This is a genomic window from Enterobacter cloacae complex sp. OE43NF, assembly GCF_023544405.1.
GTDB classification, from domain to species: domain Bacteria; phylum Pseudomonadota; class Gammaproteobacteria; order Enterobacterales; family Enterobacteriaceae; genus Enterobacter; species Enterobacter cloacae.
In genome coordinates this window covers 1-20433 of the sequence record NZ_JAMJFW010000035.1, presented here as the reverse complement: position 1 = coordinate 20433, position 20433 = coordinate 1, and the positions used below count along the sequence as shown (strand labels likewise).

The 20433-nt window shown below is 55.0% G+C and carries 18 protein-coding genes; 11 read left to right on the top strand and 7 right to left on the bottom strand.

The features are described from left to right. Positions 1–43 precede the first annotated feature (43 nt). From yhdP to csrD, 7 genes are all read right to left on the bottom strand, one after another. Positions 44–3844, bottom strand: coding sequence for an AsmA2 domain-containing protein YhdP (yhdP, locus tag M8370_RS16255; RefSeq protein ID WP_250021386.1), 3801 nt, complete (start codon positions 3842–3844; stop codon positions 44–46). A gap of 41 nt (positions 3845–3885) precedes the next feature. Beyond that, entirely contained in the window at positions 3886–5355 is a 1470-nt protein-coding gene (gene rng, locus M8370_RS16250; protein WP_014833490.1) for a ribonuclease G, read from the bottom strand. Further along, complete coding sequence (locus M8370_RS16245) at positions 5345–5938, bottom strand: Maf family protein (protein ID WP_038420713.1); 594 nt, start codon at positions 5936–5938, stop codon at positions 5345–5347. Before M8370_RS16245 ends, rng begins: the two co-directional genes overlap by 11 nt. 9 nt (positions 5939–5947) lie before the next feature. Then, positions 5948–6436, bottom strand: a complete 489-nt coding sequence (gene mreD, locus M8370_RS16240) for a rod shape-determining protein MreD (protein WP_013098985.1) — start codon at positions 6434–6436, stop codon at positions 5948–5950. Continuing rightward, on the bottom strand, positions 6436–7440 hold the full coding sequence (mreC, locus tag M8370_RS16235) for a rod shape-determining protein MreC (protein WP_250021384.1): 1005 nt from the start codon (positions 7438–7440) through the stop codon (positions 6436–6438). Before mreC ends, mreD begins: the two co-directional genes overlap by 1 nt. A gap of 61 nt (positions 7441–7501) precedes the next feature. After that, positions 7502–8545, bottom strand: a complete 1044-nt coding sequence (gene mreB / locus M8370_RS16230) for a rod shape-determining protein MreB (RefSeq protein ID WP_000913396.1) — start codon at positions 8543–8545, stop codon at positions 7502–7504. Between the two features lie 282 nt (positions 8546–8827). Beyond that, positions 8828–10768 carry an RNase E specificity factor CsrD gene (gene csrD / locus M8370_RS16225; RefSeq protein WP_013098987.1) on the bottom strand — a complete coding sequence of 647 codons (1941 nt, stop codon included), beginning with the start codon at positions 10766–10768 and terminating at the stop codon, positions 8828–8830. Positions 10769–10949: 181 nt separating this feature from the next. Between csrD and acuI the strand changes: the two genes are divergently transcribed. The 11 genes from acuI to fis form a co-directional block, all read left to right on the top strand. After that, positions 10950–11924 (top strand): acrylyl-CoA reductase (NADPH), encoded by a 975-nt coding sequence (acuI, locus tag M8370_RS16220; protein ID WP_250021382.1) that lies wholly within the window; start codon positions 10950–10952, stop codon positions 11922–11924. 77 nt (positions 11925–12001) lie between these two features. Further along, complete coding sequence (gene msrP / locus M8370_RS16215; RefSeq protein WP_013098989.1) at positions 12002–13003, top strand: protein-methionine-sulfoxide reductase catalytic subunit MsrP; 1002 nt, start codon at positions 12002–12004, stop codon at positions 13001–13003. Beyond that, positions 13004–13603, top strand: a complete 600-nt coding sequence (msrQ, locus tag M8370_RS16210) for a protein-methionine-sulfoxide reductase heme-binding subunit MsrQ (protein ID WP_013098990.1) — start codon at positions 13004–13006, stop codon at positions 13601–13603. A 233-nt stretch (positions 13604–13836) separates the two neighbouring features. Continuing rightward, the gene (aroQ, locus tag M8370_RS16205; RefSeq protein ID WP_013098991.1) at positions 13837–14289 is read left to right on the top strand and encodes a type II 3-dehydroquinate dehydratase; all 453 of its coding nucleotides are present in this window, start codon (positions 13837–13839) and stop codon (positions 14287–14289) included. Between the two features lie 21 nt (positions 14290–14310). Next, the gene (accB, locus tag M8370_RS16200; RefSeq protein WP_013098992.1) at positions 14311–14775 is read left to right on the top strand and encodes an acetyl-CoA carboxylase biotin carboxyl carrier protein; all 465 of its coding nucleotides are present in this window, start codon (positions 14311–14313) and stop codon (positions 14773–14775) included. A 10-nt stretch (positions 14776–14785) separates the two neighbouring features. Beyond that, positions 14786–16135: an acetyl-CoA carboxylase biotin carboxylase subunit gene (gene accC, locus M8370_RS16195; protein ID WP_003860388.1), complete on the top strand. Its 1350-nt coding sequence runs from the start codon at positions 14786–14788 to the stop codon at positions 16133–16135. 108 nt (positions 16136–16243) lie between these two features. Further along, positions 16244–16486 carry a YhdT family protein gene (locus M8370_RS16190; protein ID WP_047351792.1) on the top strand — a complete coding sequence of 81 codons (243 nt, stop codon included), beginning with the start codon at positions 16244–16246 and terminating at the stop codon, positions 16484–16486. Next, complete coding sequence (panF, locus tag M8370_RS16185) at positions 16476–17927, top strand: sodium/pantothenate symporter (RefSeq protein ID WP_020687390.1); 1452 nt, start codon at positions 16476–16478, stop codon at positions 17925–17927. Before M8370_RS16190 ends, panF begins: the two co-directional genes overlap by 11 nt. Before the next feature lie 11 nt (positions 17928–17938). After that, positions 17939–18820, top strand: a complete 882-nt coding sequence (gene prmA, locus M8370_RS16180) for a 50S ribosomal protein L11 methyltransferase (RefSeq protein WP_250021380.1) — start codon at positions 17939–17941, stop codon at positions 18818–18820. A gap of 329 nt (positions 18821–19149) precedes the next feature. Further along, entirely contained in the window at positions 19150–20115 is a 966-nt protein-coding gene (dusB, locus tag M8370_RS16175) for a tRNA dihydrouridine synthase DusB (RefSeq protein ID WP_013098996.1), read from the top strand. A gap of 23 nt (positions 20116–20138) precedes the next feature. Further along, a partial coding sequence (gene fis / locus M8370_RS16170) for a DNA-binding transcriptional regulator Fis (protein ID WP_000462905.1) occupies positions 20139–20433 on the top strand: 295 nt, incomplete at its 3' end.

The window sequence follows — 20433 nt, the reverse complement described above, 5'->3', positions numbered from 1 at the left end:
ATCGTATTTATTGAGAGTGAGGCAATTACCTGCCCACGTCAAATCATTGCTGTGCATCTTTGCGCGGCTGGCGCAGCACTTCATTAATCTGCGGTTTATCCACCGGACCGGTGATGCGGTAGCGCAGAATAGAGACCTTGCTCCACAGCGGCCCCAGCACTTTACTGGCGGCAAACACCGCAGCACCAACAATCGGGTTCACCACAAAGGCAGCTGCCACTCCCACGCTCGCGGAGATTTCTGGCGCCACAACGGCTTCCATATCCAGCTCGCGACGTACAAGGTTAACCGAGCCCTTCATGGCGATATCCGCTTCCAGGCCATCCACCAGCGTGTCGTCCGTATGCATAACGCCGTCCTTGATCCACGCCGTACTGCGGATGGAATCGTAGTAGAACCCTTCGCTGAAGGTATCGCTGAAATCAAAACGCAGCTTACGCAGCAGCGCATCAAAGCTCAGGAGACGCAGGATCTGCCCGGCGCGTCCCGTGCTCACATCGGCAATTTCACCTTTTCCGAAGCGGGTTTTCAGTATGCCGTTAAGCGAGGCCTCATCCGGCTTCCACGGCGCGTCACGCCAGTGAAGATCGTAATCGACGTCAAATGACGAGCCGCGCAGCGGCGTGCTGATACCAAAGAAATTGGCTGCTGCATCCAGTTTGTTACCCTTAATGTCGCCTTTCAGCGAGGTGCGCTGTTCGCCTGGGTTATTCACCCACTCGCCCGCGGCCGTCAGACGACCAAAGCCGGTATCCACCAGCCCACCCGTGAGGCTCAGCGTGTTGCCCTGAATCGCGAAGTCACCGTCAATGCGGCCATATTTTTGTCCCCACAGCCAGCACTCAGCACAGCGCAGTTGCAGATCCGGCCAGCCGCTGAAGTCCACGCGGGAAGTGTTACTCAACGGCGATGCCGGAGTCGATTGATCTTTCCCGCCCGCCGTTGCCGGGTTGTAGTAGAGATAGCGGATTGCCGCCTGCCACGGGGCGTTATCGCGCATGGTCAGGGTGGCGTTGATCTCCCTGCCCTGAGCCTCTACTTTCGAGCCGTTAGCCGTGGGCTGAGAGACGATACTCAGGTTGTTCCACTGTTGCCCACCCAGCGTGAGCGACGGTGTGCGCACGGTGATGGTTTGCGGGAACTGCGCCGCCTCATCCACGTTTTGCCCGACGCCTTTCTGGAACAGCGCCAGCCACTGCGCGCCATCCATCGGCGGGAGATTCAGCTCAATGCCCTGGTGATCCGGGAGCGGAGGCGTGGTTCGGCTGTCCGTCGTCCAGATGGCTTTGTCCAGCGTCAGCTTACGGTTGAGCAGCCAGCGGCTGTTGAAATGATTCGTGCCACCCGCGCTGCCGGTTAACTCGAAGCTGTTCAGGTTGCCCACGACGTTAAGCGTCACGGGCAGCGCCTGTCCGGCCTGTTTATCCAGCGGTGCAGGCAGCTGGCTGCTGAGATTTTTCAGATCGCCAGTAAGATCGACCTTATACTTCGTACCGGCGTGGTAGGGCAGTTCAATATCCACCTTCCCCTTCCAGGCGGCTGCACCATCAACCGACTCCTGAATGGGTTTCGGCAGTACATCCATCCGCGAGGGTTGCCAGTTACCGTCCAGATTGACAGCCACCTGGTAGGCCTTCTCCCCCTCGGTGGTCGAGAAGTCGATGTTGACGGGCTGATTGAACCAGTTGGCTGTGAGCGGCTCACTCTTCAGGTTGCCGTTCACAAAGCTGAACTGTCCGCTGAGGTTCTTCAGCGTACTTTCCAGCGGTTTGATATACAGGCTGTTGTTGTTCAGGCGGACGTCACCTTTGGCGGTGGTCATTTCGCCGTCCAGCGGGATATCCAGATGTAAGCGAGCATTCACATCGCCATCAAGCTGAAGTTGCTCAAGCGTGGCAGCCAGCGAAGCTTTCAGCGGCGTCTCTTCAAAATAGGGACCGACCGCCTTGCCCGGCCCGTTGATATCGGCATCAATCAGCAGTTTCTCTTTTGAGTAATCGGGGATATTTGCCGTCAGGTTGGTGGCCGTCACGCCGCCCAGCGCGACGCTGTCTGACTTCATCCACAACCCGTCATTGAGAAAATTAAGCTCGATATCGAGGTTTTTCAGTGCAGGCCAGCCCGGCTGGAACGCAAAGGTAGCGTTGTGCAACGGCACCAGCACCTGGAACTGACCTTCGTTATGTTTGTATGGGAAAAGATGCGGATTGCCGCCATAGGCCAGGGTGGCGTTATCCGCCTGACCGCCCTGAATCGCCCCGCTCAGGTAGTCCACAAGCGCTTTTCCCATCAGGTTTTCCGGGAAGTAACGCCAGGCCTGAGAACCGTCGCTGGTGCTGATCCCCGCCAGAATACCCAGCCACGGCTCTTCACCTTCAGGCTTTAAATAGCGGAAATCCCCGCGGGCATGAACCGCTTTGGCTTTCACATCGATATGGCGGCCATCAAGCTGGAAGCCTTTATCGTTGCGCAGCCAGTTAAGCACCGCGTTGCCTTTTTCAATTTCCAGAGGTGCCCTGAAGACCGTTTCATAAGGCATTTTGGCGTCATGCATCTCAACGGTCATCCTGCCGTTCTCAACGCTGCCCTCCAGCTTGCCGCTGAAGTTCTCAGCCCCCGGCAGCAGTTTCCACTGTTTCCAGGCCAGATCTTTCCACGTCGCCTGGAAGCGGGTTTTCTCGGTTGCCTGCAGCGGGATATCCAGCGCGAGGGCATCAATTTCCCCACTTGGCTGCGTCGCCAGCCAAACGTCACCCAAATCCGGAGAGAGCTTCGCTGCCATGGAGCGCAGCCCTTCAATAGCCGCCAAATCGAGATGCGTGGCGCGGATACGCAGCTCATCGCTACGCTTATTATTCGTGCCGCCGACATCCTGCTCAGGCATCCATGCCAGCGTCAGCGCGCCGCGCGGCCAGGGTTTGCCGTCCATGGTGATGCGCGTATCCGGGATGGCAAACTGCCAGCCCCCTTTCTCTTTCGTCACATGTGCGGTGAGGTTATCTACAGAGAGTTGATGCTGCTTGCTTTCGCCTTGCCAGCTTGCACCGCCCTGCTTCAGCCAGATATCGCCGCTGGCGAACACGCCTTTCGTCAGGGTCATCCAGCCTTCCAGGCTAAAACGGGCCGTTTCCAGCTGCATGTTTTGCTGCAGCCAGTCGCCGAGCCACGGCTTCACATCCACGTCGTCAGCCTGTAGCCACACCTTGCCGTTGTTGAGCAAGCCGTCGTCATCACGCAGATCCATACGGACCTGCATGACCCCATGCTGGCCGTTCAGGCTGGAGAGGTTCACCTGCCCCTCGGCACGGTGACGCTCTTTGCCGTTAAGCCAGGTCAGTTGGGGGATCTTCAGTTCGGCGCGTTGGCCGGAAAGGGTAATAAAGCTCACTTCGCTGTCGCGCAGATCGAAATGATCGAACTGACGCAGGAAGAGATCGCTCAGGCGGTTGGCTTCAAGGCTCTGCGTGTTATCCCCGCCGGAGAGCGGCGTGTTGGTCAAAAACTGAAGCTGATAAAAGGTGAGATCGCGGAACTGCCAGCGCATGTGCAGCAGGCTTTGCCAGACATCCAGTGCCAGGGTCACGCGTTTGATTTTCAGATAGCCGCCATCTTTCAGGCTGGCACTGATGTCCCGGGCATCCAGCGTCGGGCCAAAGTTTTGCCAACTGGCGCTGACCTGGCTTACGTCAACCGGCACACCGGTGGCGGATTCGATCTTCGCCAGCACCTGCGGACGCCAGCTGTCCAGATGCGGTAAAACGAGGCGCAGCCCACTCACGAGCAGCGCGACAATCACGACAAGCGTTGCCCCTGTAAGCAGTAATATCCCCGGCAATCGCCTCACGCATCTCTCCTTGTCAGCTTTTTCACGCAGCGAACTGCGTCTTACATCATGACGACGTCAAATTGCTCCTGGTTATAGAGCGGCTCAATTTGTACTTTTACCTGTTTGCCGACAAAGATTTCCACTTCCGCCAGCGCGTGCGACTCTTCACCTTTCAGCGCTTCAGCCACCGCAGGGGAAGCATAGACCAGAAAACGATCGGAGTCGTAGGCATGATGAACGCGGACAATTTCACGCATGATCTCATAGCAGACGGTCTCCACCGTCTTTACGGTGCCGCGTCCGTGGCAGGTTGGACACTCGTTACACAGCACATGTTCCACACTTTCACGGGTCCGTTTACGCGTCATTTCCACCAGCCCCAGCTGTGAGAAGCCGTTAATGCTGGTTTTCACGCGATCTTTACTCAGCGCCTGCTCAAGCGAGTGCAGCACACGACGGCGATGGTCTTCATTATTCATATCGATAAAGTCGATGATGATAATGCCACCCAGGTTGCGCAGACGAAGCTGGCGCGCAATGGCCTGTGTCGCTTCAATGTTGGTATTGAAGATAGTGTCATCCAGGTTGCGATGACCGACAAACGCACCGGTGTTGATGTCCACGGTGGTCATTGCTTCGGTCTGATCGATGATCAGATAACCGCCGGACTTCAGTTCAACCTTGCGCTCCAGCGCACGCTGGATCTCATTTTCGACATCATAGAGATCGAAGATTGGCTGACGCCCGGTGTAATGTTCCAGCAGGCCAGGCATTTCCGGAATGTACTCAGCGGTAAATTCGAGCAGCGCTTCGTAGGTGAGGCGCGAGTCCACGCGGATTCGGTCGAGCTGAGCATCAGCAAAATCACGCAGCACGCGCTGGGCAAGCGCCAGCTCACCGTACAGCTGATAGCGGGTCTGGTTGCGTTTTTTACGCTCCATCACCTTGGTCCAGACGCGCTTCAGGTAAGCCGCATCGGATGCCAGATCCTCTTCGCTAACCCCTTCGGCGGCGGTTCGGATGATAAACCCGCCCTGTTCGTCGCAGTAGGCGCTGACCACTTTCTTAAGGCGCTCGCGCTCGCTTTCACTTTCAATACGCTGGGAAACCCCCACGTGCGACGCGCCGGGCATAAATACCAGGTAACGGGAAGGTAATGTGATGTCGGTTGTCAGACGGGCGCCTTTGGTGCCAAGGGGGTCTTTCACCACCTGCACCATCAGATCCTGCCCCTGACGCACCAGCTCCGAAATGTCGCGTACGGCAAACTGCTTTTGCTCTTCGCCTGCGACACACTCGGTATGCGGCATGATATCGGAGGCATGTAAAAATGCCGCCTTATCCAGTCCAATATCTACAAAAGCCGCCTGCATACCCGGCAGTACGCGGCTGACACGACCTTTGTAGATATTGCCTACTATTCCGCGTCGCGCTTCACGCTCAATATGAATTTCCTGAAGAATGCCACCATCAATGTAGGCCACACGGGTTTCCGATGGCGTTACGTTTACCAACAATTCAGCCGTCATAATTATCCCTTCCCTCACGCAGTGAGTTAAAATTGCTCAGCAACTCATACGTTTCCACCAGCGGTAAGCCGACTACGGCGTGATAGCTGCCATTTATCTTCCTGACAAAACAGCCACCCAGCCCTTGAATACCGTATGCACCTGCTTTATCCATCGGTTCACCGCTGGCAATATACGCGGCGATCTCGTCGTTGGTCAGTACTCTGAAGGTCACGTCCGTCACCACCAGACAATCCAGCACGTGCTTGCTGTCCGCCAGCGCCACCGCGGTCATCACCTGATGCGTTTGCCCGGACATTTTGTGCAGCATATGTGCTGCATGCTCAGCGTCTCGCGGTTTCTCAAGCACTTCACCGTTAAGGATAACGATGGTATCCGCCCCCAATACCGGCAGGTCGCGTGGCACGCACGCAACGCCAGCCTGCGCTTTCTCACGCGCCAGGCGAGAAACATACTGCTGAGCACTTTCGCCCTCAGCACGTTTTTCTTCGATGCCGGTAACGATACGTTCAAAAGCGATGCCCAACTGCGTGAGCAACTCCTGACGACGTGGAGAACCGGAGGCAAGATAGATAGACGTCATAGAAACCTTTTACTGCACAGCAAACTGCTGGCGAACCTTACGCATCAGCAGGAACAGCCACGGCCAGAGCACACCGTTGACTACACTACTCCAGAATACTTCGGGTCGGAAAGAGACGTTGATCACTAAAAACTCTGCCCAGAAAACAACGATATCCGCGGCAAGCGACAACAACATCACGACCAGCGCCTGTTGCCAGAGCGCGAGGTTACGAAAGAGCTGGAATTTGAGTGCAACGAGATATGCAATGATGCTCATGGATAACGCACGAACACCCAGCGTTGAGCCACTAATGAGATCCAGTATGGCACCCATTACAAAGCCTGTGCCAACATTTACGCGGTGCGGCAGGGCAAGGATCCAGTAGAGCAAAATGAGCAATACCCAGTTTGGCCGGTAAACAAGAATGTCGTCCGGCCAGGGCATTATCTGCAGCAACAGCGCGATGAGAAACGAGAGCCAGATAACCCAGCGTCCCTGGCTACGATAACTGGCCACTACTGCCCTCCGGATGAGAGTTTAGGCGGTGGCGGCGCATACGTTATCCCGGTCGCCGGCGCGGGTACTGGCGCAGGCGGCCCCATCGCATCCGGAGCAGGAAGAACCTGCGGCATCATCTGCATCAGGCGCTCATTGGCAACGCGATGCACCTCTTCAGGCGTCATTGGGTTGGCACCGTTACGATCGGCTCCCCACAGCAGCAGCAGGTAGCGAAGACGCTGTAAACCCGCCGTTGGACGCGCCTGAATCACGGTGTAGGCACGCTGCGTATCAAGCTTCACAGAAGAGACAACCGCAACCGGATACCCTTCAGGGAAACGTCCACCCAGACCGGAGGTGACCAGCACGTCGCCCACACGGATATCCGTGTTGGCTGGCAGGTGCTCCAGCTGCAGATCGTCCGTGCAGCCGTTACCCGCCGCAATGACGCGAATATCGTTACGCAGAACCTGAATAGGCAGCGCATGGGTGGCATCGCAGATCAGCAGTACACGGCTGGTCAGTTTGGCGACGGCGACCACCTGGCCCACCACACCTTTATCACTGATAACAGGCTGACCTTCATACACACCATTCACGCTACCTTTGTCGATCACCACCTGATCGCTGTAAGGATCGTTTACGGTGGAGATCACCTGCGTCACCATCTTCTGCTCATCCTGACGCAGCGGCGATCCAAGCAGCTCACGCAGACGCGCATTTTCCTGCTTGTATTGCCCTAACATCAGCAGTTCGCTGTTTTTCAACAGCAGTTCCTGGCGCAATGCCCGGTTTTCAAGTTCGAGTTGGTCACGTGAGGACAGCGTTTGAGAAACGGAGTCAAGCAGTTCACGGGGACCATTGGATATAAAGTAGAAAGGACTGACGGCGGTATCCATGTACGTTCTGATCTGGCTGAACGTACCGAGGCGGCTATCGGCAATAATGACACCAAGCGCAACCAGAACCGCCAGGATCAGGCGAAACTGTAGCGAGGGGCCACGGCTAAAAATTGGCTTCATAGGCTATGCGTATTCTCGTGTCAGAGAGAAAGGGTAGCGATTCGCTACCCTTTCACCATGACTACTCTTCGCTGAACAAGTCGCCGCCGTGCATGTCGATCATTTCCAGCGCCTTGCCACCACCACGGGCGACGCAAGTCAGTGGATCTTCTGCAACTACGACAGGAATACCTGTCTCTTCCATTAACAGGCGGTCGAGGTTACGCAGCAGCGCACCACCACCGGTCAGAACCATACCGCGCTCAGAGATATCGGACGCCAGTTCAGGCGGGCACTGTTCCAGCGCAACCATCACCGCGCTCACGATACCGGTCAGCGGCTCTTGCAGCGCTTCCAGAATTTCGTTGGAGTTCAGGGTAAAGCCGCGTGGCACACCTTCCGCCAGGTTACGGCCGCGCACTTCGATTTCGCGAACTTCATCACCCGGATAAGCAGAACCGATCTCGTGCTTGATGCGCTCAGCGGTCGCTTCACCGATCAGGGAGCCGTAGTTACGGCGCACGTAGTTAATGATCGCTTCATCGAAACGGTCACCACCGATACGCACAGAAGAGGAGTAAACCACGCCGTTCAGGGAAATAACGGCCACTTCAGTGGTACCACCACCGATATCAACCACCATCGAACCGGTGGCTTCAGAAACAGGCAGGCCTGCACCGATAGCCGCAGCCATTGGCTCTTCAATCAGGAACACTTCACGCGCGCCTGCACCCTGAGCAGATTCGCGAATTGCGCGACGTTCTACCTGGGTCGCACCGACCGGCACACAAACCAGCACACGTGGGCTTGGACGCATGAAGCTGTTGCTGTGAACCTGCTTGATGAAGTGCTGAAGCATTTTTTCAGTCACGAAGAAGTCAGCGATAACGCCGTCTTTCATTGGGCGGATCGCGGCGATGTTACCTGGGGTACGACCCAGCATCTGCTTCGCGTCATGACCCACTGCGGCTACGCTTTTCGGCGAGCCGGCACGATCCTGACGAATGGCCACAACAGAAGGCTCATTCAATACGATGCCTTGTCCTTTTACATAAATAAGGGTATTCGCGGTACCCAGGTCAATGGACAGGTCATTGGAAAACATGCCACGAAATTTTTTCAACATACTAAGGGATAATCCTGAAAGCTGGGGCGGAAAACAAAATCCGCTTACTTTACCAACCACACGCAGCAGCGACAAGGCGCAAAAATCACCTGCTGCGGTGAAAATTTGTGCAGCACGTTTCCTTCTGTTACAAATTCATCCCCTGACTCCCTCAGGGCTGAGTACACAGTAGCGTTCCTCACTTTCATTTGTAACCCGCTAAAGGTCGTTCACTGGCTTTTTGCTCGTCATACTCAAAGCTACAGGCGCGATATTCTACGTGAAAACAGCGTAAACGGCAGGTCAAACAGAGTATCTTTGCAAATATTTTTTCACATTGGTGTCAAGCGGCTGAGAGGCGGCAAAAAAATCCCCCTGACCGCCCATCACACCACGCTCTGTCAACATCTGCCATTCGCCTCTGGAGCGCACGCCCGTGGCAAATACTTGTGTTCGCGTTCCCTTACACGCTTCCACCAGACTCTGCACCAGCAGCTGGTTTTCCGTGCGCTTTTCAATATTCCTGACCAGCCCCGGATGTAGCTTTAATAATTCCACATCCAGCTCCTTGATCCAGCTGGTACTGACCAGCGTCAGGCCCGCCTGTGTCACCGCCACACGCGCACCCAGCGCATTGATCAAACGTACCACCGGACGTAACCGGCTGATGTGTTGACCAACATCCGCCTCTGCAAGTTCAAAAATAATGTGTTTGCGTTGCGATTTTTCGCATTGCATTAATGTATCGCGCAGCCAGCGTTGAAAACGCGGGCGAATTAACGACTCTACGGTCACCTGTAATGCCAGACTTTCTTCAGGCCAAAAAGATAAAAACGGAATCAGTCGGCTAATTTGCTGACGGTCATACTCTTCGGAGAGTCCAAATTGCAGGACCATCGGCAGATATTCCGCTGAAATAACCTCTTCCGTGCCGTCGAAAATGCGACACATTAATTCACGGTGGTGAACATGGCCGTTTTTCATCACCGCCGGTTTTTGATAAAGGCGGGGGCCACCGCGGCTCAACATTTGTTCAATGAGGGTACGCCAGCGCACATTGCCACGCCCTTTCTCAGGCAGGGAATCGTCATATACCGCCCAACCGTTCGCCCCTTGCAGCACCGCGTTTCGGGTTGCCGCTTCCGCATGCTCCATCACCTGTTCAGTTGACTGCCCGCCGCGCCAGGCGCAGATCCCCATATGCACCATATCATCCCGGTCAAGCATTTTGCTCTGCGGCAGCGCATCCACCGCCTTCAGCAACTGGCTGGCGATGCTCTCCGACTCCTTAAGTGTGCGATGGGGTAACAACACCGCAAAGTCGCTGCGGTGATAGCGCGCCAGCAGCGCGCCGGGATAGCGCATAATAAAAGTCGACAGCAAGTTGATGAGCGTAAAGAGGTTCTCTTCCGCCACGCGGCGTCCCCAGGTATCGCGCAGGAGATCGAAATCCGGCAGACGAACCATCATGACGACCCCGTGCGTTCCTACCTTTTCCGGGTCGTCCAGCAGCGTGGCCAGTTGATTATCAAAGAACAGGCGGTTATTCAGACCGGTTTTGTTATCCTGCGCGGCATAGGAACGGATCAGCGTATCCATGCGGCTGCGCTGATCGCTGGCGAACTGAATTTCGGAAAGCAGCGTGTCCAGCGCGCTGCTGGTGCTGGACGGCCACTCATAGACCGACCCCCGCACCTGCGGACCGCGCTCCCCGTTGAGTATTCGCACGGAGCGGTTTTCCAGCAGCTCCTGACCGGAGAGCTGACGGCGTAGCCAGCGAACCGCAAGAAAAATCAGCAGGACAATAAAGGCGACGGCAACGGTGAGTGGCGCGGTGGTCATCATCGAGCGGAAATAGCTGGCCATGGGATCGAGGTAGACCAGGCGTATCGTCATCCCCGGATTTTTAAGGGAATGGACATTCACTTCCCGATACTGGCTCACGACGCCCGCAGGCCGATAGCTGCCCTGACGCTGATGGCTTAGCACCGGATGCTTTCCCTGGGTGATGTCGACCTGCACAATATCAACCGGTACCATCAATTCATCCAGCTCGCGGGAGAGTTCCGGTAGCGGAGTGGTAATCAGACGCGTATCAATAACCGACGCAACAGACTCAACCCGGTTGACCAGCTTGTCCTGAATGGCGTTATAAAAGCTCAGGGAGCAGCCAAGGAGCGTGACAAAAATGGTTAACCCCGTCAGCAACGTGATAAAAGCTGAGAACTTCGTCGTTAATCGCATCCTTGAGATTACTCCGTGGGTTGATGGGTAGCGAGTAAGCGCTAACTTGCATTTCAAATGCGCCATACTACCAAACCTGGTGTATCTGGCAATTTATTGCGTTAAATCGGCATAGCGTTTCATTGAGCGAGTATAGTCTTCAGAACGAATTTTCCAATCATCAGAATAGTGAGGATCCTGTATGCAGGCTTTGATCTTAGAACAGCAGGACGGCAATACCGTTGCCTCGGTGCAAGCCCTTGATGAGAGCCGTCTGCCCGAAGGCGACGTCACCGTCGACATCGACTGGTCCAGTCTGAATTACAAGGATGCCCTGGCCATCACCGGCAAAGGTAAAATCATCCGAAATTTCCCGATGGTGCCGGGGATTGATTTTGCAGGCCACGTTCATTCCAGCGAAGATCCGCGGTTTCATGTCGGCCAGCAGGTGCTGCTCACCGGCTGGGGCGTCGGCGAAAATCACTGGGGCGGGCTGGCAACGCAGGCGCGGGTGAAAGGCGAGTGGCTGGTGCCCATGCCTGCTGGGCTGGATGGCCGCAAAGCGATGATTATCGGCACCGCAGGCTTTACCGCCATGCTGTGCGTCATGGCCCTTGAAGATGCCGGTATCCGCCCTGAGTCAGGCGAGATAGTCGTGACCGGGGCCAGCGGTGGCGTTGGCAGCACGGCGGTGGCTTTACTGCACAAACTGGGGTATCAGGTCGTCGCGGTCTCAGGCCGTGAAAGCACCCATGACTACCTGCGTCAGCTTGGTGCCAGCCGCATTCTCGGCCGCGACGAATTTGCCGAAACCCGTCCGCTGGAAAAACAGATCTGGGCCGGAGCGGTGGATACCGTCGGAAATAACGTGCTGGCAAAAGTGCTGGCGCAGATGAACTACGGTGGCTGCGTGGCGGCCTGCGGTCTGGCGGGCGGTTTTGCCCTGCCAACCACCGTTATGCCCTTTATCCTGCGTAACGTGCGCCTGCAGGGTGTGGATTCCGTCATGACTCCGGCGGCCCGTCGTGCAGAAGCCTGGGAGCGTCTGGTGCGCGACCTGCCTGAGTCCTTCTTCACGCAGAGTGCAACCGAAATCGCCCTCAGCCAGGCGCCGGAATATGCCGGTAAGATCATGGATAATCAGTTCCATGGCCGCGCGCTGGTGAAAATTGCCTAATCTTCAAATTTTCGTGACATATTCGCGCTAATCCTTCTCCTCCGTCATGCTTAGAAAAACGCATGACGGAGGATGCCATGAAAACCCGAAAACTGACGGAAGCCGACGTAACGTCCGAATCTGTCTTTATGTTACAGCGCCGCCAGATCCTGAAAATGCTTGGCATCAGTGCCACCGCGTTGTCGCTCACACCTGCGGCTCACGCTGATTTGCTCGACTGGTTTAAAGGCAACGATCGGCCAAAAGCCCCTTCCGGTGCCCCGCTCACCTTTACGAAACCTGCCGAGTGGCAAAACAAACTGACGCTCACGCCAGAAGATAAAGTCACCGGTTATAACAACTTCTACGAATTCGGGCTTGATAAAGCCGATCCTGCGGCCAATGCAGGCAGCATGAAAACCGATCCGTGGACGTTGAAAATTGACGGCGAAGTGGCAAAACCCTTAACGCTGGATCATCACGATCTCACCACCCGTTTCCCGTTAGAGGAACGCATTTATCGTATGCGCTGCGTGGAAGCCTGGTCGATGGTGGTACCGTGGGTAGGTTTTCCGCTGCATAAGCTGCTGGCAATGGTTGAACCCACCAGCAATGCGAAATATGTCGCATTCCAGACGCGTTACGCCCCGGACGAGATGCCAGGCCAGAAGGACCGGTTCATCGGCGGTGGGCTTGCATATCCTTATGTAGAAGGATTACGCCTTGACGAAGCCATGCATCCTCTTACCCTTCTGACCGTCGGCGTTTACGGTAAAGCGCTCCCGCCGCAGAACGGCGCCCCCATCCGGCTGACAGTACCGTGGAAATATGGCTTCAAGGGCATTAAATCGATCGTCAGTATTAAGCTCACCCGTGAGCGTCCGCCCACAACATGGAATCTCGCCGCGCCGGACGAATACGGTTTCTTCGCCAACGTGAACCCACATGTCGATCACCCACGCTGGTCGCAGGCGACGGAACGGTTTATCGGTTCCGGCGGGGCGCTGGATGTGAAGCGTCAGCCCACGCTGCTTTTTAACGGCTATGCGGATGAAGTGGCATCGCTCTACCGTGGCCTCAATTTACGGGAGAACTTCTGAGTGCGTTTAACGGCAAAACAGGTAACCTGGCTGAAAGTGCTGCTGCATTTAGCCGGGTTGCTCCCGTTTATCTGGTTGTTCTGGGCCGCCAGCCAGGGGCTCTTTAGTGCCGATCCGGCTAAAGATATCCAGCATTTTACTGGTCGGATGGCTCTGAAATTTTTACTGGCGACCTTGCTGGTTTCGCCGCTGGCACGCTACGCTAAACAGCCACTATTGATACGCACACGTCGGCTTTTAGGGCTATGGTGTTTCGCCTGGGCCACGTTGCACCTGACCAGCTACGCGTTGCTGGAACTGGGGATTAACAACCTGGCACTGCTGGGCCGCGAACTGGTCACGCGTCCTTATCTGACGCTGGGCATTGTCAGTTGGCTGGTGTTACTGGCATTAGCGCTGACATCCACGCAATATGCGCAGCGAAAACTGGGTAAGCGCTGGCAGTTGCTGCACAACTTCGTCTATCTTGTCGCGATCCTCGCACCCATCCATTATCTGTGGTCCGTGAAGATCCTCTCGCCTCAGCCCATCCTCTACGCGCTGCTGGCTTTGGCGCTTTTAGCATGGCGTTACAAGAAGTTCCGCCAGTGGTTGCGATAGTTCGCGAAACTGTGCGTTTTCCCGCAGATTACTTATCAACCGCCATTCTTTTTCGGATAGCGGTTGATAATCTTCCCTGATAAGACCAGTATTTAGCTGCCAAATGCTACGAAATCGTTATAATGTGCGACTTTGGTTTTCCTGAATGCATTTTAGGAAAGTCATCAGGTGACTTTCGCGTTTCAAAGGTATATTTTGGTTTTTACCCGAGATTCGCAGGAGATAGCGACACAATGGCAGAAAAATTCCGAATCTTAGTTTTAAACGGACCGAACCTGAACATGCTCGGCACCCGTGAGCCAGAGAAGTATGGCACGCTGACATTGAGTGAAATTGTTAACCGTTTGGGCACGGAAGCAGCGTCACTGAATGTGGATTTGGATCATTTTCAGTCAAACGCGGAGTACGCACTCATCGACCGTATTCATCAGGCTAAAGACACTGTGGACTATATCCTGATCAATCCGGCCGCGTTTACGCACACCAGTGTTGCTATCCGCGACGCACTGCTGGCGGTGAGTATCCCGTTTATCGAGATCCACCTCAGCAACGTGCACGCCCGAGAGCCGTTCCGCCACCATTCGTATCTGTCGGATATCGCCGCTGGCGTTATCTGCGGACTGGGCGCAGACGGTTATTCATACGCTTTACAGACAGCGGTAAAACGCCTGTCACAATCACACTAAACAAGAGTACGGAACCCACTCATGGATATTCGTAAGATTAAAAAACTGATCGAGCTGGTTGAAGAATCAGGCATCTCCGAACTGGAAATTTCTGAAGGCGAAGAGTCTGTACGCATCAGCCGTGCAGCCCCAGCCGCTAGCTTCCCGGTAATGCAGCAAGCTTATGCTGCGCCAGTGCAGCAGCCTGCGCTCTCTGCAGCCGTTGCGCCAGCCGCAACTGAAGCCGCACCTGCCGCTGCAGCAGAAATCAGTGGTCACATCGTACGTTCCCCAATGGTTGGTACTTTCTACCGCACCCCGAGCCCGGACGCGAAGGCGTTCATCGAAGTGGGTCAGAAAGTCAACGTAGGCGATACCCTGTGTATCGTTGAAGCCATGAAAATGATGAACCAGATCGAAGCAGACAAATCAGGTACTGTGAAGGCGATTCTGGTCGAAAGTGGTCAGCCGGTAGAATTTGACGAGCCGCTGGTCGTCATCGAGTAACGAGGCGAACATGCTGGATAAAATTGTTATCGCCAACCGCGGCGAGATCGCACTGCGTATTCTTCGTGCCTGTAAAGAACTGGGCATCAAGACTGTCGCTGTGCACTCAAGCGCGGATCGCGATTTAAAACACGTATTGCTGGCGGATGAGACGGTCTGTATCGGCCCGGCTCCGTCCGTAAAAAGCTATCTGAACATCCCGGCAATCATCAGCGCCGCTGAAATCACTGGCGCGGTGGCAATTCACCCGGGTTATGGCTTCCTCTCCGAGAACGCCAACTTTGCTGAGCAGGTTGAACGCTCTGGCTTTATCTTCATCGGCCCGAAAGCTGACACCATCCGCCTGATGGGTGACAAAGTGTCTGCAATCACCGCGATGAAAAAAGCCGGTGTTCCAACCGTTCCAGGTTCTGACGGCCCACTGACTGACGACATGGATGCAAACCGTGCTCATGCTAAACGCATTGGCTACCCGGTGATCATCAAGGCGTCCGGCGGCGGCGGCGGTCGCGGTATGCGCGTAGTGCGCAGCGACGCTGAACTGGCACAGTCCATCTCCATGACCAAAGCGGAAGCGAAAGCAGCTTTCAGCAATGATATGGTGTACATGGAAAAATACCTGGAAAACCCACGCCACATCGAAATTCAGGTGCTGGCAGACGGTCAGGGTAACGCTATCTATCTGGCAGAACGTGACTGCTCCATGCAGCGTCGTCACCAGAAAGTGGTCGAAGAAGCACCAGCACCGGGCATTACCCCGGAACTGCGTCGCTACATCGGCGAGCGTTGTGCCAAAGCGTGTGTCGACATCGGCTATCGCGGGGCGGGTACCTTCGAATTCTTGTTCGAAAACGGTGAGTTCTACTTCATTGAGATGAACACCCGTATTCAGGTTGAACACCCGGTTACCGAAATGATCACCGGCGTTGACCTGATCAAAGAGCAGCTGCGTATCGCTGCCGGCCAGCCTCTGTCCATCAAACAGGAAGAAGTAGTGGTCAAAGGCCATGCGGTCGAGTGCCGTATCAACGCCGAAGACCCGAATACCTTCCTGCCAAGCCCGGGTAAAATCACGCGTTTCCACGCGCCGGGTGGCTTTGGCGTGCGTTGGGAGTCTCATATTTACGCCGGTTACACCGTACCGCCGTACTATGACTCAATGATCGGTAAGCTTATCTGCTACGGCGAAAACCGTGACGTGGCGATTGCCCGCATGAAGAACGCCCTGCAGGAGCTAATCATCGACGGTATCAAAACCAACGTTGATCTGCAGATGCGCATCATGAGCGACGAGCACTTCCAGAATGGTGGGACGAACATCCACTATCTGGAGAAAAAACTCGGTCTCAACGAGAAGTAAGAAAGCATCTATGCTAAAAGGCCGGTTTAACCGGCCTTTTTTATTTCTGGGGATCGTCAAGGCCCATCATGTACAATCCCCGCTTTCTTCATCCACAAGGGACAAAAAATGGACAAACGTTTTGTTCAGGCCCATAAAGAAGCGCGCTGGGCGCTGTGGCTGACCCTTCTCTATCTTGCCGCATGGTTGGTAACCGCTTACTTACCTGATTCTGCAATTGGCATCACCGGCCTGCCTCACTGGTTTGAAATGGCCTGTCTGCTGGTACCGCTGATTTTTGTCCTGCTGTGCTGGGCAATGGTGAAATTCATTTATCGCGATATCCCGCTGGAGGACGACGATGCAGCTTGAAGTCATTCTGCCGCTTATCGCGTATTTGTTGGTCGTGTTTGGCGTGTCCGTGTATGCCATGCGCAAAAGGGCAACCGGCACCTTCCTGAACGAATATTTCCTCGGCAGCCGTTCAATGGGCGGCATTGTGTTAGCGATGACGCTCACCGCCACCTATATCAGCGCCAGCTCATTTATTGGCGGTCCCGGGGCAGCCTATAAATATGGGTTAGGCTGGGTGCTGCTGGCGATGATACAGCTCCCGGCTATCTGGCTTTCGCTGGGTATACTCGGCAAGAAGTTCGCTATTCTGGCGCGTCGCTATAATGCCGTGACGCTGAACGACATGCTGTTTGCCCGCTACCGCAGCCGTTTACTGGTATGGCTGGCAAGTCTAAGCCTGCTGGTCGCCTTTGTGGGTGCGATGACGGTGCAGTTTATTGGCGGTGCACGTCTGCTTGAAACCGCAGCAGGGATCCCTTACGAGACTGGCCTGCTTATCTTTGGGATCAGTATCGCGCTTTATACGGCGTTTGGTGGATTCCGCGCCAGCGTACTGAACGACACCCTGCAGGGCATGGTGATGCTCATCGGAACCATTGTGCTGCTGGTGGGGATTGTCCATGCGGCAGGCGGCCTGAGCCATGCTGTTGAAACCCTGGAAGCGATTGACCCGAAACTGGTCACTCCAGAGGGCGCAGATGACATTCTTTCACCCACCTTTATGACCTCCTTCTGGGTGCTGGTCTGCTTCGGCGTCATTGGACTGCCGCATACCGCTGTACGGTGTATCTCCTATAAGGACAGTAAAGCGGTCCATCGCGGCATTATTATCGGGACCATTGTGGTGGCGATACTGATGCTGGGAATGCATCTGGCGGGTGCATTAGGTCGTGCGGTGATCCCAGATCTTACCGTGCCCGACCTGGTGATCCCTACCCTGATGGTTAAAGTCCTGCCACCCTTTGCTGCCGGGATTTTCCTTGCCGCACCGATGGCCGCCATTATGTCGACGATCAACGCTCAGTTGCTGCAAAGTTCCGCTACGATTATCAAAGATCTCTATCTGAATTTGCGTCCCGAGCAGTTGAAAAACGAACGACGCTTAAAGCGGATGTCTGCGGTGATCACGTTGTTATTAGGGGCGCTGCTGCTGCTGGCCGCCTGGCGTCCACCGGAGATGATCATCTGGCTGAACCTGCTTGCGTTTGGCGGCCTTGAAGCTGTTTTCCTGTGGCCTCTGGTGCTTGGCCTGTACTGGGAACGCGCGAATGCTGCGGGCGCGCTAAGCGGCATGATTGTTGGCGGTGTCGTGTACGCCGTGCTCGCCACCTTTAAGATCCAGTACCTGGGCTTCCATCCAATTGTACCTTCGTTACTGTTAAGTTTACTGGCGTTTGTGGTGGGGAACCGTTTCGGTCAACCCGTCCCACAACCCGCTATGATGTCTACTGATAAATAAAGAGTTTTGCCATGCCGTGGATCCAACTAAAACTGAACACAACCGGCGCTCACGCCGAAGAGCTGAGCGATGCGCTGATGGAGGCCGGCTCGGTCTCTATCACCTTCCAGGACACGCATGACACGCCGGTCTTTGAGCCGCTGCCGGGCGAAACGCGCCTGTGGGGCGATACCGACGTGATTGGCCTGTTTGATGCCGAAACAGACATGAAAGAAGTGGTCGCGATTCTGGAACATCATCCTCTGCTGGGCGTGGGTTTTGCGCACAAAATCGAACAACTGGAAGACAAAGACTGGGAACGCGAGTGGATGGATAACTTCCACCCCATGCAGTTTGGCAAGCGTCTGTGGATCTGCCCAAGCTGGCGCGAAGTTCCCGATGTAAACGCGGTCAACGTGATGCTCGACCCGGGTCTGGCATTCGGTACCGGCACCCACCCGACCACCTCACTGTGCCTGCAGTGGCTGGATGGCCTGGATCTGGAAGGGAAAACCGTGATCGACTTCGGCTGTGGATCCGGGATCCTCGCCATTGCCGCACTGAAGCTGGGCGCCGCAAAAGCCATCGGGATCGATATCGATCCGCAGGCTATTCAGGCCAGTCGTGATAACGCCGAGCGTAACGGCGTTTCCGATCGCCTTGAGCTGTATCTGCCGGACGCGCAGCCAGAGGCCATGAAAGCCGATGTGGTGGTCGCTAACATCCTGGCGGGCCCATTACGCGAGCTTGCACCGTTAATCAGCGTGCTGCCCGTTGAGGGCGGTCTGCTGGGGCTTTCCGGGATCCTGGCAAGCCAGGCTGACAGCGTTTGCGAAGCCTACGCCGATCTCTTCACCCTCGATCCGGTGGTGGAAAAAGAAGAGTGGTGCCGCATCACGGGCAGTAAAAAATAAGAACATTTTTCGTACTGAGATGATGTTCTAAAATGCGACGCAGATCGCATAGAAGCGGGAGAATCTGCTGCTAAAAACAGCAGAATATCCCGCTCAACGGATTCATTTTTTGAGAAATGATGAGAAGTTACGGGAAATTGTAAGCGGTCATAAAATCGCCGTTAATACATAACACAATGATTTAAATAAAAAATAATTTTCATCATTGTGACTGGGTGGCGATTCCTTGATCTACAACAGTGGATTGTTCAAAGTTTGGCCTTTCATCTCGTGCAAAAAATGCGTAATATACGCCGCCTTGCAGTCACAGTATGGTCATTTCTTAACTCATGCGCATCGGACACCACCAGCTCAGAAATCGCCTGATCGCAGCCCCAATGGCAGGTATTACCGACCGGCCGTTCAGGACGCTGTGTTATGAGATGGGAGCCGGTTTAACCGTTTCCGAGATGATGTCGTCTAACCCGCAGGTCTGGGAAAGCGATAAATCCCGCCTTCGGATGGTGCACATTGATGAACCAGGTATTCGCACCGTGCAAATCGCCGGAAGTGTGCCTGAAGAGATGGCAGATGCCGCGCGGATTAACGTGGAAAGTGGCGCCCAGATTATTGATATCAACATGGGTTGCCCGGCCAAAAAAGTGAATCGCAAGCTTGCAGGTTCAGCCCTTCTGCAATACCCCGACCAGGTGAAGTCAATCCTGACGGCGGTTGTCAGCGCAGTGGACGTTCCTGTTACGTTGAAGATTCGCACGGGTTGGTCGCCGGAACACCGTAACTGTGTAGAGATTGCCCAACTGGCCGAAGACTGTGGCATTCAGGCCCTGACCATTCATGGACGCACTCGCGCCTGTTTGTTCAACGGTGAAGCTGAATACGACAGCATTCGGGCAGTTAAGCAGAAAGTTTCCATTCCGATTATCGCGAATGGCGACATTACTGACCCGCTTAAAGCCAGAGCTGTGCTCGACTATACGGGAGCTGATGCTCTGATGATAGGACGTGCAGCTCAGGGAAGACCCTGGATCTTTCGGGAAATCCAGCATTATCTGGACACTGGGGAGCTGCTTGCCCCGCTGCCACTGGCAGAGGTTAAGCGCTTGCTTTGTTCGCATGTTCGGGAACTGCATGACCACTACGGTCAGGCAAAAGGGTACCGAATTGCGCGTAAACACGTCTCCTGGTATCTCCAGGAGCACGCTCCAAATGACCAGTTTCGGCGCACATTCAACGCCATAGAGGATGCCAGCGAACAGCTGGAGGCGTTGGAGGCATACTTCGAAAATCTTGCGTAATGAAATAAAGAGCTGACAGAACTATGTTCGAACAACGCGTAAATTCTGACGTACTGACCGTTTCTACCGTTAACTCTCAGGATCAGGTAACTCAAAAACCCCTGCGTGACTCGGTTAAACAGGCACTGAAGAACTATTTTGCTCAACTGAATGGTCAGGATGTTAATGACCTGTATGAGCTGGTACTGGCTGAAGTTGAACAGCCACTGTTGGACATGGTGATGCAATACACCCGCGGTAACCAAACCCGCGCTGCGCTGATGATGGGTATCAACCGTGGTACTCTGCGTAAGAAACTGAAAAAATACGGCATGAACT

Excerpts from the sequence above, each read along its gene's own strand:
- acuI (WP_250021382.1), top strand. The coding sequence starts at position 10,950 with ATGCAGGCTTTGATCTTAGAACAGCAGGACGGCAATACCGTTGCCTCG.
- panF (WP_020687390.1), top strand. The coding sequence starts at position 16,476 with ATGCAGCTTGAAGTCATTCTGCCGCTTATCGCGTATTTGTTGGTCGTG.
- dusB (WP_013098996.1), top strand. The coding sequence starts at position 19,150 with ATGCGCATCGGACACCACCAGCTCAGAAATCGCCTGATCGCAGCCCCA.
- M8370_RS16245 (WP_038420713.1), bottom strand. The coding sequence starts at position 5,938 with ATGACGTCTATCTATCTTGCCTCCGGTTCTCCACGTCGTCAGGAGTTG.
- msrP (WP_013098989.1), top strand. The coding sequence starts at position 12,002 with ATGAAAACCCGAAAACTGACGGAAGCCGACGTAACGTCCGAATCTGTC.
- rng (WP_014833490.1), bottom strand. The coding sequence starts at position 5,355 with ATGACGGCTGAATTGTTGGTAAACGTAACGCCATCGGAAACCCGTGTG.
- aroQ (WP_013098991.1), top strand. The coding sequence starts at position 13,837 with ATGGCAGAAAAATTCCGAATCTTAGTTTTAAACGGACCGAACCTGAAC.
- mreB (WP_000913396.1), bottom strand. The coding sequence starts at position 8,545 with ATGTTGAAAAAATTTCGTGGCATGTTTTCCAATGACCTGTCCATTGAC.
- M8370_RS16190 (WP_047351792.1), top strand. The coding sequence starts at position 16,244 with ATGGACAAACGTTTTGTTCAGGCCCATAAAGAAGCGCGCTGGGCGCTG.
- accC (WP_003860388.1), top strand. The coding sequence starts at position 14,786 with ATGCTGGATAAAATTGTTATCGCCAACCGCGGCGAGATCGCACTGCGT.
- accB (WP_013098992.1), top strand. The coding sequence starts at position 14,311 with ATGGATATTCGTAAGATTAAAAAACTGATCGAGCTGGTTGAAGAATCA.
- prmA (WP_250021380.1), top strand. The coding sequence starts at position 17,939 with ATGCCGTGGATCCAACTAAAACTGAACACAACCGGCGCTCACGCCGAA.
- mreC (WP_250021384.1), bottom strand. The coding sequence starts at position 7,440 with ATGAAGCCAATTTTTAGCCGTGGCCCCTCGCTACAGTTTCGCCTGATC.
- csrD (WP_013098987.1), bottom strand. The coding sequence starts at position 10,768 with ATGCGATTAACGACGAAGTTCTCAGCTTTTATCACGTTGCTGACGGGG.